This is a genomic window from Saccharopolyspora sp. NPDC049426 (assembly GCF_040676935.1).
Lineage (GTDB): Bacteria > Actinomycetota > Actinomycetes > Mycobacteriales > Pseudonocardiaceae > Saccharopolyspora.
Map to the genome: position 1 here is coordinate 16,653 of NZ_JBFAPZ010000011.1, position 15,710 is coordinate 32,362.

General features: G+C 71.8%; 9 protein-coding genes. 6 read left to right on the top strand and 3 right to left on the bottom strand.

The genetic code is table 11. The features are described 5' to 3' along the window. Nucleotides 1-65 precede the first annotated feature (65 nt). Nucleotides 66-1,493, bottom strand: coding sequence for a type VII secretion protein EccB (gene eccB / locus AB0J78_RS23130; protein ID WP_363792314.1), 1,428 nt, complete (start codon nt 1,491-1,493; stop codon nt 66-68). A 102-nt stretch (nt 1,494-1,595) separates the two neighbouring features. Further along, the gene (gene eccD, locus AB0J78_RS23135) at nt 1,596-3,017 is read right to left on the bottom strand and encodes a type VII secretion integral membrane protein EccD (RefSeq protein WP_363792316.1); all 1,422 of its coding nucleotides are present in this window, start codon (nt 3,015-3,017) and stop codon (nt 1,596-1,598) included. A gap of 295 nt (nt 3,018-3,312) precedes the next feature. On the opposite strand from eccD, the gene eccCa reads away from it, so the two are divergent. From eccCa to AB0J78_RS23155, 4 genes are all read left to right on the top strand, one after another. Continuing rightward, nucleotides 3,313-7,239: a type VII secretion protein EccCa gene (eccCa, locus tag AB0J78_RS23140; protein ID WP_363792318.1), complete on the top strand. Its 3,927-nt coding sequence runs from the start codon at nt 3,313-3,315 to the stop codon at nt 7,237-7,239. After that, nucleotides 7,236-8,390, top strand: coding sequence for a S8 family serine peptidase (locus AB0J78_RS23145; RefSeq protein WP_363792320.1), 1,155 nt, complete (start codon nt 7,236-7,238; stop codon nt 8,388-8,390). The genes eccCa and AB0J78_RS23145 overlap by 4 nt, the downstream gene beginning before the upstream one ends. 146 nt (nt 8,391-8,536) lie before the next feature. After that, nucleotides 8,537-11,380, top strand: a complete 2,844-nt coding sequence (locus AB0J78_RS23150; RefSeq protein ID WP_363792323.1) for an AAA family ATPase — start codon at nt 8,537-8,539, stop codon at nt 11,378-11,380. 510 nt (nt 11,381-11,890) lie between these two features. Beyond that, complete coding sequence (locus tag AB0J78_RS23155) at nt 11,891-12,397, top strand: sigma-70 family RNA polymerase sigma factor (protein ID WP_363792325.1); 507 nt, start codon at nt 11,891-11,893, stop codon at nt 12,395-12,397. 97 nt (nt 12,398-12,494) lie between these two features. Here the strand turns inward: AB0J78_RS23155 and AB0J78_RS23160 are convergent, their stop codons facing one another. Continuing rightward, nucleotides 12,495-13,490 carry a LacI family DNA-binding transcriptional regulator gene (locus AB0J78_RS23160; RefSeq protein ID WP_363792327.1) on the bottom strand — a complete coding sequence of 332 codons (996 nt, stop codon included), beginning with the start codon at nt 13,488-13,490 and terminating at the stop codon, nt 12,495-12,497. A 167-nt stretch (nt 13,491-13,657) separates the two neighbouring features. Here AB0J78_RS23160 and AB0J78_RS23165 point away from each other — a divergent pair, with 167 nt between their 5' ends. Further along, nucleotides 13,658-15,037, top strand: coding sequence for a sugar porter family MFS transporter (locus AB0J78_RS23165; RefSeq protein WP_363792329.1), 1,380 nt, complete (start codon nt 13,658-13,660; stop codon nt 15,035-15,037). Next, entirely contained in the window at nt 15,037-15,663 is a 627-nt protein-coding gene (locus AB0J78_RS23170; protein WP_363792817.1) for a nucleoside/nucleotide kinase family protein, read from the top strand. The genes AB0J78_RS23165 and AB0J78_RS23170 overlap by 1 nt, the downstream gene beginning before the upstream one ends. The last annotated feature ends 47 nt before the right edge of the window (nt 15,664-15,710 follow it).

Below are 15,710 nucleotides of genomic sequence, written 5' to 3' on the forward strand. Positions count from 1 at the left end.
GGGTTCTCCTTGCGTATGTGCGGGATTGGACTTGCTCGATGTGCGCCGCCCACGAGGACGGCATGTCATGGTGCTGCTTGCACACCACCACCACCTGCGGCTCGCTCCGGTGCGAGAACCGGTCCGGTCGGCAGCAGCGAGAGCAGGTGTGCTGGAACCGGAACCGCGTCGGGCAGCCGATAGCCGAGGGCTTCGGCCGCGCTCTGGCCGGGCACCGGGTACTTGGCGCCCGAGTCGGTGACCAGGTAGAGGCCGGCGCCTGGCACGCCGGGTGCGGGCAGCGTGCGAGCGAGCACACCCGCGCCGGGTTGGACGTCGATGCGGTCGGCGGTGAACTCGTCGCGTTCGATGCCGGGTCCGCCGACGATCACGCCGGCTTCGGGCCATCCGCTGACCAATGTGGACTTGGCGCCGCGCGGTCCGGGCTCGACCTGGGCGCAGGGCGCTCCGCGGTCGGAGGAGTCGGACGTTCCGGCGGTGGGCAGCAGCGAGGGCGGCTCGTCCGGCAGCTGCGACATCAGCGGCGACGAGGGCATCTGCCCGACCGAGGCCATCGCCGCGGGCGAGAGGATTCGTGGGCTCGGCTGCCCGCCGCCGGCCGGGTCGCCCATCGCCAGGGCCGCGGTGGTGCCGTTGACCGGCATCAGCCCGCCGGTGGTGAGCATGTGGAGGGTCTGCGGGCGGCCGACGACGCTGACGGAGAAGATCTGCCCGATGCGGGTGGGCTGGCCGCCGAGCGACGGGCCGGGCTGTCCGGCTCCGGGGATCCGCAGCGGCCCGAGGTCCGGTCCGGCGGGCAAGGCGTTGATGAACGCGTCTCGCACCGGCAGCGCGGTGGAGGCGTCGTAGCCCAGCACCGCGGCCACCCACGGTGCGCTGAGCTTCATCCGCTTGTCGCGCCACACCAGGTACTGGTCGCCGCTGCTGGAGCGCACGAGGACGGCCTCGTCCTGCCGCGCGGGCTCCACATCGGACGTGTCGCCGACGTGCAGGGTGACGGTGGCGTGCGGAGCCCCGGCGGCGTCGCGGGTGGTGGTCGCGCAGACCAGCCACGCCTGGGCGGCGCCGCCCGCGCCGCCTGCCGGGATCCCGTCGGGGGCGCCGATGATGCCGATCGGAGTGCCGCGCGGGACGTCGCTCAACGTCGAGCGGGACACCTCCGCGACCTCCTTCGCCCCGAGCAGCCGCGCCGACGCGTAGTTGAGCACCGGGCGCAGCGTGCCGTCGGAGGCCAGCACGTACTGGCTGCCGGTCTCCTTCTCCACGATGAGCTTGCCTGGCTTGGACCAGTCGGTCGCTCCCCCGAAGCCGAGAACGCCGGCCACGGCGAATCCGGCGACGATGAGCATCGACAGCATCAGGCCGATCACGTAGCCCAGCGGGGTCCGCCGCAGCGGCGGGTCGGGTGCGTCGGGTTCGGCCTGCACCAGCGCGGAGACGACCCGCGCCGACATGAAGGAGTGCGCCTGGACCTGATCACTTCGCGAGTGCACGACGACCTCCCCGCAGCAGGGGGTGAGGGGTCAGCGCGGAATCCGCAGCCGCGATCAGCGGCTCACGAACCGCGGAGCAGGCGAACCTCTGGAAGTCCTTCTTCACGACCATGAGGCCCTCACCAGGGCGTAGAGGTCCAGGGCCGCGAAGGTCATGGGGATGATCGCGATGGCCAGGGTGGTGTGCGCCCAGTCGCCGGCGCGGCCCCAGTGCGGCAGCATCTTGCGGCCGGGCAGGCCGCGGGCCCCGGCGAGCAGCAGTCCGGCGAGCAGGACGAGTCCGCCGATGATGAAGATCCGCCAGGTTCCGGGGATCAGCAGGCACATCGCGGAGATCACGGCGGCGAGCCCGAGGAAGCCGGGCACCATGACGGCGACGCGTTGGCGGGAGCTGACGAATTCGCGGGAGTGCAGCAGGAGCAGCAGCGAGGCGATCGCGGCCAGGGTGGGTGACGCCCATCCCGGGGTGAAGGCGAGGATGCCGAGGCAGCCCGCGATGACGACGCCGAGCCCGAAGCACAGCGCGGTGAGGTTGAAGTCGGCTGCGGCGGTGCGGTTCATCAGCTCGCGGCCGGGTTCCGGGTCGATGCCTTCCTGGAACTCCTCGGCGGAGGTGGGCAGCGGCGGGACCTTGAGACCGGCCATCCAGGCGGCGATGCGCGGAACGCGGGTTCCGACCAGCAGCGTCACGGCCAGCACGACGGCGGCGGCACCGCCCGCGGAGAGCATGTCGAAGGTGTTGAGCAGGCCGACGAGCGCGGTCAGGCCGGTCGCCAGCACGGCGGCGAGGTACCCGGCGCCGAATCCGCCGCCGACCAGGAAGCGGCCGAGTACGATGGCGCTGGTGCACACGGCCGCGGCGGTCAGGCAGGGCGCCACGAGCTGCGGGTTCATCGCGATGACGGGTCGGCCGATCATCGGCAGCGCCCACCCGGCGGCGGCGCCGAACGCGGCGCTGCCGGAGAACAGCAGTTCCGCGGCGGCCCGGTCGCCGAGCGCCCGCGAGGCCAGGGTGGCGGCGCCGAGCAGCAGCAGCGCGACGCCACCCGCGGTGATCGCCACCCACTGCCCCGCTCCGACGGTGGGCAGCAGGACGAGCCCGAGCGCCAGCGAGGCGCCGAGCAGCGCGAGGAACGCGCGGCGGGTGCTCTCCGGGCGCCACAGGTCGCGGCGCTGGTCGCGGATTCCGGTGGCCACGCCGTCGGCGAGGTCGTCGAAGTCGGCAGGCGGCAACTGGTCGTTGCGCGGCCTGAGGTAGAGGATGTCGCCGTCGTAGAGGCCCAGGGCGGCGGTGCCGAGATCCTCCTGCAGGGCCGGCTCACCGAGCCGCTGCAGGACCCAACCGTCGTGCTCCAGACCCGCGTTGCCGAGCCCTCCCCCGAGGTGGTCGAGGAAGGTGGGCAGCAGGTCCGCGAGCGGAATGTGGGCGGGTACAGCGAGCTCGACCCGCGAGCTGGGGCCCTGAATCGTCAGTCGACACACCTCGCCCGCGGCGACCGCGGGCTGAGCCGTCGTTCCCGTCATACCCACCACACGGGCCCCGGCCTAGGAACAGTTCAACCAATTTGCCGAACGTCCCTCTCCGGCAGCAGCTCGTCCACCTGCACCGGGCGGTTCGCGCACCGCCGATCGGCCGAACTCGACCCGCTCCGCGCAGTTCCGGACGATGGTCGGCATTTCGGTCGGCCGGTTTCCCGCTGCCGCTTTGACCCGTTTGGAGTCCCACAACCGTGTAAGGGATGAGGGGTAGCAGGGAAAGGATCTGATCGCATTGAGTGTGACGCCGTTTCGGCGACCGGCCAGGCAGAAGCCCCCCGCGATGCCCGACGGGGAACTGTCCTTGCAGGAGCCGCCCGTCATACCCGAGCAGGTCAGTGGCGGTTTCGGCGGTCTGCTGATGTACCTGCCGATGGCGCTGGGCTCCGGGGCCATGATGCTGATGTTCATGGGCCGCGGTGGATCCGGTGGTTTCGGCGGCATCGGGCTCATCGTGGTGGCGCTGATGGCGGTGTCCATGCTGGCCATGGGTTTCGGCCAGATGGGTCGCAACATCGGGGAGCGCAAGCGCCGCCTCAAGGGCGAGCGCCGCGACTACCTGCGCTACCTGGGCCAGATGCGCAAGCAGGTCCGCCAGGTCGCGGTGGACCAGCGAAAGGCGTTGTCGTGGCGGCATCCTGACCCGACGGGCCTGTGGTCGGTGGCGATGAGCGGACGGCTGTGGGAGCGACGTCTGTCACACGCCGACTTCGCCGAGGTCCGCATCGGCCGGTCCGCGCAGCGGCTGGCGATGAAGATGACGCCGGTGCAGTCCAAGCCGGTGGAGGACCTGGAGCCGCTGTCCGCTCGGGCGCTGCGCCGGTTCATCAAGGCCTACACCACTGTGGACGATCTGCCGACGGCCCTGTTCCTGCGCGGTTTTTCGCAGGTGCAGATGCGCGGTGACGCCGAGGCCGCGCGCGGCCTGCTGCGCGCGGTGCTGGCGCAGCTGGTGACCTTCCACTCCCCCGACGACCTCAAGATCGTCGTGTGCGCGAGCCCGGACCGGGCCTCCGAGTGGGACTGGGTGAAGTGGCTCCCGCACGCCCAGCACGCCAGCCAGCAGGACGGCGCCGGTCACGTCCGGATGCTGACCAGCACGCTCGCCGAGCTGGAGGCGGTGGTCGGCCCGGACCTCAACGACCGGGGCCGGTTCGAGGCCGGTGCGAGCCCGACCCGCGACGAGCCGTTCGTGGTGGTCGTCCTCGACGGCATCACCACCCCGGCGGAGTCCCGGCTGGCAGGTGCCGGCTACCGCAACGCCACCGTGCTCAACCTGGACATGTCCGGTTCCGCGCAGCGCACGACGCTGCGCCTGGAGCTGGCCAGCGACCAGATCGACATGATCCGGCTCAACCGCTCCGGCGCCGAGGTGCGCACCGAGCTGGGCACCCCGGACTCGCTGAGCCTGTCGCAGGTCACCTCGCTGGCGCGCACGCTGGCTCCGTTCCGGCTCAGCGCCACCACCGACATCGTCGAGCCGATGGTCACCGACTTCGACCTCGCCGCGCTGCTGGAGGTCGGCGAGATGGACAAGCTCGACGCCGCCCGCACCTGGGCGCGGACCTCGCCGCAGGACCGGCTGCGGGTGCCGATCGGCATCGCCGAGAACGGCACCAAGATCGAGCTGGACATCAAGGAGTCCGCGCAGGGCGGCATGGGCCCCCACGGCCTGCTGATCGGCGCGACGGGGTCGGGCAAGTCGGAGCTGCTGCGCACGCTGGTCGTCGCGATGGCGATCACGCACTCCTCGGAGTTCCTCAACTTCGTGCTGGTGGACTTCAAGGGCGGCGCGACGTTCCTGGGCCTCGACGAGCTGCCGCACACCTCGGCGGTGATCACCAACCTGGCCGATGAGGCACCGCTGGTCACTCGCATGCAGGACGCGCTGCAGGGCGAGATGGTGCGCCGCCAGGAGCTGCTGCGCTCGGCGGGCAACTACAGCTCGCTGCTGGAGTACGAGAAGGCCCGCGCGGCAGGCGCTCAGCTGGCTCCGATGCCGAGCCTGTTCCTGGTGGTCGACGAGTTCAGCGAGCTGCTGGCCTCGCACCCGGACTTCGCGGAGCTGTTCGTGATGATCGGTCGGCTGGGCCGGTCGCTGGGCGTGCACCTGCTGCTGGCCTCGCAGCGCATCGACGACGGCCGGATGCACAAGCTGGAGAGCCACCTGTCGTACCGGATCGGCCTGCGCACCTTCTCCGCGATGGAGAGCCGTTCGGTGATCGGTGTCCCCGACGCCTACCAGCTCCCGAGCGCACCGGGCAACGGCTACCTGCGCTCGGACGTGGCGACGCTGTCGCGGTTCAAGGCCGCCTACGTCTCGGCGCCGTTCAAGCGGCGCACCGCGGAGCAGCGCAAGGCCGAGATCAGCCGTCAGGTGGTGACCTTCGGCGCTGCGCGGCTGCCCGACGCGCCCACCGAGCAGGTCACGGAGCCGGAACCCGAGACCGAGGACGAGGAGACGACCGAGACCCTGCTGCAGGTCGCGGTCAGCCGCCTCAAGGGCCAGGGGCCGCCGGCGCACCAGGTGTGGCTGCCGCCGCTGGACGAGCCGCCGACCCTCGACGAGCTGCTGCCCCCGCTGGTCCCGGACGCCGACCACGGCCTGACCCCGATCAGCTGGCCGGGTCGCGGCAAGCTGCAGGTCCCGGTGGGCGTCATCGACAAGCCCTTCGACCAGGCCCGCGAGCTGTACATGGTGGACCTGTCCGGGGTCGGCGGGCACGTCGGCATCGCCGGTGGCCCGCAGGCGGGCAAGTCGACGATGCTGCGCACGCTCATCGCCGGTCTCGCGCTGACCCACACGCCCGCCGAGGTGCAGTTCTACTGCCTGGACTTCGGCGGCGGCACCCTGCAGACCCTCGGCGAGCTGCCGCACATCGGCGGCATCGCCGGGCGCATGGACAAGGAGCGGGTCAGCCGCACCGTGGCCGAGGTGCAGGGCGTGCTGGCCAAGCGCGAGGAGATCTTCGCCGCGCACGGCGTGGAGAACATGGCCGAGTACCGGGAGCTGCGCCGCAAGGGCGAGATCCCGGAGGACTCCTTCGGTGACGTGTTCCTGGTGGTCGACAACTGGGGCACGCTGCGCAGCGACTTCGAGCAGCACGACCAGACGATCCGCTCGCTCGCCTCGCGCGGCCTGACCTACGGCATCCACCTGATGCTGACCACCGGCCGCTGGGCCGACATCCACAGCCAGCTGCGCGACCAGCTGGGAACCCGGCTGGAGCTGCGGCTGGGCGACTCGATCGACTCGGTGATCGACATGCGCGCGGCGGCGGGCGTTCCGCGCCAGCCGGGTCGCGGTCTGACGATGGACAAGCTGCACTTCCTGTCCGCGGTCCCGCGCCTGGACGGTCTGCGCCGGGTCGACGACCTGGCCAAGGGCGTCCGGATGCTGGCCGAGGCGGTGGCAGACAACTGGGACGGCGAGGATGCCGCCGGGGTCCGGATGCTGCCGTCGGTGCTGCCCGCCGAGCAGCTGCCCGAGCCGCAGGGAAAGCTGCGGGTCGCGCTGGGCTGGGGCGAGGCGGACCTGCAGCCGGTGTGGCACGACTTCTCCACCCAGCCGCACCTGACGGTCCTCGGCGACACCGGGAGCGGCAAGACCGCGCTGCTGCGGCTGGTCGCCGACGCGATCCCGAAGAACTACGCCCCGGGCGAGGCCGAGCTGATCCTGGTCGACTCGCGCCGCGTGCTGCTGGACGCGGTTCCCGACGCCTACCGGCGGGGTTTCGCGTTTTCGGCGACCGCGGCGAAGGACATCGTGGGCACCGCCGCCAACGAGCTGCGCGAGCGGCTGCCCGGGGCGGACGTCACGCCGCAGCAGCTGCAGCGGCGCGACTGGTGGTCGGGTCCGGAGGTGTTCATCCTGGTCGACGACTACGACCTGCTGGCCAGCACGATGGGCGGTCCGCTGGACTCGCTGCTGGACCTGCTGCCGCAGGCCGCCGACATCGGTCTGCACGTGATCCTCACCCGCAGCGCCGCCGGTTCCTCGCGGCTGTCGATGGACTCGGTGGTGCGGCGGATGCAGGAGTCCAACACCCCGGACCTGGCGTTCTCCTGCCCGCCCACGGAGATGCCGCTGCTCAACGGCATGCGCGCGCAGGTGCTGCCCGCGGGCCGGGCGCACCTGGTGACCCGCCGCAGCGCGACCCTGATGCAGGCGGGCTGGCTGGAGCCGCGTCCGGCGGGAGACCGGGCGTGAGGGCGGCGGTGGCGGTGGTGGCCGGGGTGGTGCTCGCGATGGCACCGGTTCCGGCCGCCGCGCAACAGCAGCAGTGCGCGCAACCGGCGAATCACGTGGTGCCGCAGGAGGGCTGGGCCCTGCATCGCCTCGACCCGAGCCGCGTGTGGGACCTGACCACCGGGGAGTCGGTGACCGTCGCGGTCATCGGCACGGGGGTCAGCGCTGCGGCACCGGCGCTGTCCGGAGCGGTGCTGCCCGGGCAGAGCCTCAGCGGCGGTGCAGGCGATGACGACTGCGCGGGCCGGGACACCTTCATGGCCGGGGTGATCGCGGCGCGTCCGGCGGCGGGCACCGGTTTCACCGGCATCGCGCCGGGCGCGCGGATCCTGCCGATCCGCATCACCGACGACCCGAAGGAGGTCGATGCGGGCAAGCTGGCCTCGGCGATCCGCTCGGCGGCCGACGGCGGCGCGAAGGTGATCGCCGTGTCGGTCGGCTCGGCCGTCGCCGACGGCGGGCTGCGGGCGGCGGTGTCGTACGCGCTGAGCCGTGACGCTCTCGTCATCGCACCGTCCGATGTGGACGTGGGCGAGGACGCGATCCCCCACCCCGCCGCTTTCCCGGAGGCGCTGGCGGTCACCGGGATCACCGGCGAGGGCGAGCCGATCCAGCACGCAGCGGGCCCGCCCGCGCTGGTCGCGCCGGGCAACGAGGTGGTCGGCATCGCCCCGCGCGGCACCGGCCAGCTGGTGGCCTCCGGTGGCGGCATCGGCGTCGCGTTCGTCGCGGGCACGGCCGCGCTGGTGCGGGCCTACCACCCGCGGCTGTCCGCGTCCCAGGTGCGAGAACGCCTGCAGGACACCGCCGATCACCCGCCTGCCGAGCTGCCCGACCCGCAGCGCGGTTACGGCGTGGTCAACCCGGCCGCCGCGGTCACCTCGGTGCTTCCCGCAGAGTCCGGCGAGAAGCCGATGGCCGCTGCCGCTCCACCGGCCCACCTGCCACCGACGCCGTTCGTCGATCCGCTGCCGCGACTCGTCGCGCTGCTGGTCACCGGCTCGGTCGGACTGCTGGCGGTGCTCGGTGCGATCGGCGCGGTGCTGCTGCCGCGAGCCCGCCGGCGGGGCTGGCGGTCGGCGTGGCACGGCACTCCGAAGAGCGGGGGCTAGGCCACGTGCGCGAGCAGAACTCGATCAACCCGGGGTGCGGGGGCACGCATCGGTCGCGAACCGCGAGACGCCCCACCGAGGAGTTCGAACGCGCGGCGCACCGGTGGCCGGTCGGCACCGGTCCGGGACCAGGCAGGGGCGCGTTGATGACGTCGGGCGGAACAGCGGAGGTCTTCGGACGGGACTCGGAGCTGGCGCAGCTGCGCGGGCTGGTCGGCGAGGTGGTCGCCGGACGCGGCAACGTGCTCTGGCTCGAAGGTGAACCGGGCATCGGCAAGACGGCGCTGCTGCGCGCGCTGCTCGCCGAGGCCGAGCGCCTCGGCTGCGCGGTGCACCACGCCGCGGCCGACCAGCTCTCCCAGCGCTTCCCGCTGCGCGTGCTGCTGGACTGCCTCGCGGTGCACCCGAAGTCCGACGATCCCGAGGTCCTCGGGATTCACGAGCGCCTGCGCCTGGCCAGCGACGACCCGGTCCCGGCGATCGCCGAGCAGCTCATCTCGCTGGTCGAGAAGCTGTGCGCGGCGGGCTCCCTGGTGCTGGCCGTGGACGACGTGCAGTGGGCCGACGAGTCCAGCCTGCTGGTGTGGCACCGGCTGAGCCGTCTCGCCGAGCACCTGCCGCTGCTGCTGGTGGCGGCGATCCGCCCGTCCGGCAGCCGCACGGAGCTCGGCGTGGTGCGCGGCGAGGACCGCGCGTCGGTGCGGATCTCGGTTCCCCCGCTGGACGAGGCGGCCACGGCGGATCTGGCCGCGCACCTCACCGGTGCCGCCGAGGTCGGGCCCGCGCTGCTGGAGACGCTGGGCCGCGCGGCCGGAAACCCCCGCTACGTGCGGGAGATGGTGCTGGCGCTCGCGCGCGAGAACCACCTCGACGCCGACGGGGCGCGCGCCGAGCTCACCCCGGAGATCACCGACGGCGCGCTGCCGCGCTCGCTGGCCGAGGCCATCGCCGCGCGGCTGGGCTTCGTCGGCAGCGACACCATCGGGCTGCTGCGGATGGCCGCGCTGCTGGGTCCCACGTTCTCGGTGACCGATCTGCGCACCGTCTCCGAGCGCCCGGTGGTGGCGTTGGTGGGCTGCGTGGAGGAGGCTCTGACCGCCGGTCTGCTGGTGGAGTCGGGATCGAGGCTGACCTTCCAGCACGGGCTGATCCGCCAGGCGCTGCACGAGACCACGCCGACCGCCCTGCGGCTGGCGCTGCACCACCAGGCCGCCCGCGCGCTGGCGTCCTCCGGCGCTCCCGTCGAGCGCACCGGTGAGCAGCTGCTGGCCTCGATCTCCGTCGACGACGCCGAGATCGACGACTGGGGCCTGGACTGGCTGGTCGACAACAGCCGGATGCTGGCCCACCGCGCGCCGGACTGCGCCGAAGCGCTGCTCGGCGGCGCGATCCCGCTGCTGTCCACGCACGATCTGCGGCGTGAACCGCTGCGCACCGCGAGGGTTCTGGCGATGGTGCAGCTCGGGCGCCCGGAGCAGGCCCGCGAGCTCAGCGAACGCGCGCTGGCCGACACCCACGACCCGTCCTGCGCTGCGGAGCTCAGCTGGTACCTGGCGTGGTCGCTGGCCGTGCTCGGGCTCGACGACCTCGCCACCGAGGTGGTCGAGAAGGCCTTGCGGACACCGGGTTTCGACCGCCCGTGGCTGGCGCGGATGCACGCGGTGCTCGGGCAGGTCATGCTTTCGCGCGGGCACTTCGAGGCCGCGGACGCGGCGGTGGAGCGCGCGCTGGCCGAGGCGCGTCCCGCCCGCGACGGCTTCGCGCTCGGTCTCGCCCTGCACGTGCGCGGGGCGGCGTTGGCGCGCCGGTGCGACCTGGCCGAGGCTGTCATCTGCTACGAGCAGGCGGGCGCGGCCCTGGGCGACGCGCCGGAGAACACCGACCTGCGGCTGACGGTGCTCGGCAACCGGATGATGCTGCTGTTCGGCCTCGGTCAAGCGGCGGAGGCCGAGGGCGCGCTGCACGAGATGCTGGCCATCGCCGAGCGTTCCGCGACCCCGGCGCGGCTGGCCGCGGTGCGGCTGTCGGCGGCCAACCACTACTACACGATCGGCCGATGGGAGGACGCGACCGCCGAGCTGGACGCGGCCACCGAGCTCGCCGATCGGCTCGACGGGGCGGGACGCCGCTGGCTGCACGGGCTTTCGGCCTTGCTGGCGGGTCACCGCGACGACAGGTCGACGCTGCTGCGCAGCCTGCAGGCCGCGGGCTGCGAGGAGAACCCGGCCACCCGCTCCGCATCGGAGTTCCTGCTGCTGGCCGGTGCGATGCGCGCCGAGGCCGAGTCGGATCCGCGGCGCGCCGTGCGGTTGCTGGCGGAAGCGCTGACCGAGGGCAAGCGGTTCGGCACCCGCTACCTGTGGCTGCCGAGCCTGGTGCGGCTGGCGATCGAGACCGGCGAGACCGAGATCGCGGGCCGCGCCACGGACGCGTGCGCCGAGGACGCGGCGGTCGGCGCGGTGCCCAACATCGTCGCCGCCTCGCAGCACTGCCGCGGTCTGCTGGAACGGGATCCGACGGCGCTGCGGGCCGCGATCGAGCTCTACAGCAAGACCAGCCAGCCGCCCAGGTACGCGCGGGCGCTGGAGGACATGGCGGTGGTGCTGGCCGAGCGCGGCGAGTCGGCGCAGGCGCGGACCGCCTACGGGCGAGCCGTGAAGATCTACCAGAAGCTCGGTGCGACCTGGGATCTGCGGCGCGCGGATGCGCGGATGCGCCCGCACGGCGTGCGGCACGCGCGGGGCCGGCGGCACCGCGCCACCAACGGCTGGGAATCGCTGACGCCGACGGAGCGGCAGATCGCCCACCTGGTGGCCGACGGGCTGCCCAACCCGGACATCGCGGCGGCGCTGTTCTCCTCCCGGCGCACGGTGGAGGTCCACGTCTCGCACATCCTGGCCAAGCTCGGGGTGCGGTCGCGCGTGGAGATCGCGGTGGAGGCGACGCGGCACGGCGGCGAGGAGATGCGCAGCGGTTCCAGATCCGCGTGACGCCCCCACCGGTACCGCAGCGTCACGGTCTCCCCGCGGCTCTCACGCGTTAGGTCGAGCGCGCACGGCACCCGACGCGATTCCGCGGGCCGAAGAACTCACGCCATGTCACCGAATCACGGCTCCGTCATCGTTCGTTCACAGTAGCTTTATCTTTCGAACCGACTGGTTGGTCCGGCACATGGGGACGGAACCCGGCAAATCCACCACCGCCTTGCTCATCTGAGCGTCACGCGAGGACCACGCAGAAAAACTACGTGAGCTCCCGGATTTCCCCCGTTCGAGCTAACGGGCAAGCTCATCGCTGCCATCCGGAGACCCCGTTTCCGGTCGTTCTTCTCCCGATCTTTCCGGGGTTTTGTGAACGATTCACCGACGGGGCAGACAACCGAATGAAGAAGCCACATGACGCTAGTCGGAGATCCGCGATCCGCGATCGCATTCGAACGGGCCCACGCCTCCTCGACGAAAAGAGGTGATGAGCACACGATTCGGAACACTGAAACGACGTTGAAGTCGCTCTACGACGACTACTACGTGAGATTGCTGTCGTACGTGAACAGAATCCTCTCCGATCCGCACCACGCCGAGGACGTCGTGCAGGAGACGATGCTCCGAGCCTGGCAGCACGCGGACTCCCTGACGCCGGAGCGCGGCTCGGTCTGGGGCTGGCTGACCAGGGTGGCGCACAACATCGCCATCGACCGCATCCGCGCCCGCCGCGCGCGCCCCACCGAGGTCGACGAATCCGCAGGCAGCGGCTCCGCCGACTACGACGCCGACCACGCCGACGCGGTGGTCAACCGGGTCGTGGTGGCCACCATGGTCAACAAGCTGGTCCCCGCGCACCGCTCGGTGCTCTACGAGGTCTACTTCGCCGACCACACCGCGAGCAGCGCCGCGAGCTCGCTGGGCATTCCACCGGGAACGGTGAAATCCCGGCTGCACCACGCGCTGCGGAACCTCAAGACCACCATGGAACCCCGTTCCCGGGATCCTTTCCGCTTCAAATCCTGAGAGCGCCCCCACCACGGGCGGAAACGTCCCGCGTCCCATTGCGATGTGACATTGAGACGGCGACCGTCCCACCGAATTTCCCGGCTCTCGGAACGGTTCAAGGGCAGCCGCACGAATTCCTGTGGATGAGACTCGACTCCAATCTATGTGTTTGCGGCGAGGAATCGGGATCGGCTATTCGGCGCAACAACAACCGGGCGGCCGTGGTGCCGATCTCCGCACTCGGTTGAGCGATCACGGTCAACCGGGGCGAGAACCAATCCGCCCACGGGAAATCGTCGAATCCCACCAGCGCCACGTCCTCGGGAACTCGCAGGCCGGCCTCGCTGATCGCCCGCATGGCGCCGATGGTCATGCTGTTGTTGGCCGCGATGACCGCCGTCGGCGCGTCCGGCCGCGCCAGCAGCCCGGCGGTGACCCGCGTCGCGCGTTCGCTCTCCGAGGCGCCCTCCACCAGCAGCTGCTCGTCGAAGGCGATCCCGTTGCGCGCCAAGCCGTCCCGGTAGCCGCGCAGCCGCTCCTCGGTCGTGGTCAGCCCGCCCAGCCCGGAGACCATCGCGATCCGGGCGTGCCCCAGCTCGGCGAGGTGGTCGACCAGCATCGCGGTGGGCTCGGCGTTGTCCGGCCCGACCTGGTCGTAGCGGTCGTCGCTGAGCCGGTCGGTCAGCACCACCGGAACCCGTTGCGCGTCCAGGTATTCCAGCGCCCGCGCCGGTTCGGCCGAGGGCGCCAGGATGACCCCGTCCACCCGGCGCTCGTGCATGCTGCGCGCCACGGTGAGCTCGTGGTCGGGGTCGTCGCGCGGGTCGGCCAGCAGCAGCGTGTAGCCCTGCCGCACCGCCTCCGACTCGATGCCCTGCAGCACCTGGCCGAAGTAGGGGTTGGAGATCGCCGACATCACCACGGCGATGGAGCGCGATCCGCCGGTGGCCAGCGAGCGCGCGAGGGTGTTCGGGCTGTACCCGGTCTCGGCGATGGCGGCCTGAACGACCTGCCGGGTCTCCTCGCGCACCGTGCGGGTGCCGTTGATGACGTGCGAGACCGTCGCGGTGGACACTCCCGCGACGCGCGCCACGTCGGCCATGGTCGCCATCGACAAGCACTCCTTCGGGCTCGATCGGGTGATGGGAAGCATACCCGGCAACCGCTTGCGCAAGCGCTTAACTTCAACCTACAGTGCCGAGCACTCAAAGCGGAGGCCGCGCCGAGGCGCGCACATCGACCCGCATCGCCGCGGGTCCGGGGAGGACGAGCACACCCATGACCACATCAAGGGCCCCGGAGACGTCCGCGCCCCCTCGAGCCCGGCGCGGGGCCGTGCTCGGCGCGTCGACCATCGCCGCCCTCGGCGGTCTGCTCTTCGGCTACGACACCGGCGTGATCTCGGCGGCGCTGCTCTACATCGCCCCGGAGTTCGCACTGTCCGACGGCATGCAGCAGTTCGTGGTCGCGTCCCTGCTGCTCGGCGCGATCGTCGGCTCGATCGGCGCCGGACCCGTGGTCGACCGCATCGGCCGCAAGGTCACCCTGATCATCCTGTCGGCGGTGTTCTCCGCGGGCGCGCTGCTGTCGGCGCTGGCACCGGACACCTCGATCCTGGTCCTGGCGCGGATCCTGCTGGGCCTGGCCATCGGCGGTTCGTCGCTGGTGGTGCCGACCTACATCGCCGAGATCGCCCCGCCGACGCTGCGCGGCCGGCTGGTGTCGATGAACCAGCTGATGATCACCATCGGCATCTTCGCCTCCTACCTCGTCGGCTACGCCTTCGCGGGCAGCGGCGGCTGGCGCTGGATGGTCGGACTGGCAGTGGTGCCGTCGCTGGTCATGCTGATCGGCCTGTTCACGCTGGCCGAGAGCCCGCGCTGGTTGCTCTCGCGCGGCCGGACCGAGGACGCCCGCAAGGCACTGCTGCGCACGCACTCAGCGGCCGACGCCGACGCCTCGCTGGCGGAGATGTCCGAGGCGATGCGCGAGGAGAGCAAGTTCAGCTACCGGGACCTGCTGAGCCCGAAACTGCGTCCCGCCGTGCTGCTCGGCTTCGCGGTGGCGGCCACCAACCAGCTGGTCGGCGTCAACGCGGTCATCTACTACGCGCCCACGATCCTCAAGCAGGCCGGGCTCGGCGACTCCGCCGCGATCCTGTCCTCGGTCGGCATCGGCGCCGCCAACATGATCTTCACGATGATCGCGCTGCTGTTCATCGACAAGGTGGGCCGCCGCCCGCTGCTGCTGGGCGGCACGAGCGTGGTCATCCTGGTGCTGTTCGGGCTGGGTGCGCTGTACCTGCTGCCCAGCGTGCACGGGCTGGGACTGCTGCTCACCGGCGGCTTGATGCTCTACGAGGCGGCGTTCGCGGCGAGCCTGGGCCTGGCGATCTGGCTGATCAACAGCGAGGTGTTCCCGACCGCGGTGCGCGGCAAGGCCGCCGGTGTCGGCACGGTGACGCACTGGGGCCTGGACTTCCTGATCTCCATCTCGGTGCTGACGCTGATCAACGCGCTGACCCCGACCGGCCTGTTCTGGATCTACGGCCTGCTGGGCATCCTCGGCCTGGTCTACCTGTGGCGGAACCTGCCGGAGACCAAGAACCGCACGCTGGAGGACATCGAGAGCTCGCTGCGCAAGGGGAAGCGGGCGTGATCCCCCGGCACCACGACGGCCTGCCCGGCCTGCTCGACCGCGCCCGCGCGCTGGCCTCGACCGGCTCGCGCCGCGTCCTGGGCATCGTCGGCGGTCCCGGTTCCGGGAAGGGCACGCTGGCCGAGAAGCTGGTCGGCGAACTGGGTTCGGCGGCCGTGGTGGTGCCGATGGACGGTTTCCACCTGGCCGAGGCGGAGTTGCGCCGCCTCGGCCGGCGGGACCGCAAGGGCGCCCCGGACACCTTCGACGCCGCCGGCTACGTCGCGCTGCTGCGCCGGATCCGCGAGGGCGCCGGAACGGTCTACGCGCCGCGGTTCCACCGCGAGGTCGAGGAGTCCTACGCCGGCTCCATCCCGGTCGACCCCGACGTCCCGCTGGTCATCACCGAGGGCAACTACCTGCTGCTCGACCAGGCCCCCTGGTCCGGAGTCCGGTCCCTGCTCGACGAGTCCTGGTTCCTGCACCAGTCCGACGACGAGCTCGTCTCCCGCCTGGTCGAGCGCCACGTGCACCACGGCAAGACCCGCGCCGAGGCCGAGGACTGGGTCCACCGCAGCGACATGCGCAACGCCCGGCTCATCACCCCCACCAGCATCCGGGCAGACCTCCTGGTCACGGACTTCTAACCCGGGCCGGGGCGGGGGTGATCGAGGGCATCGCTTCGTCGATTGGC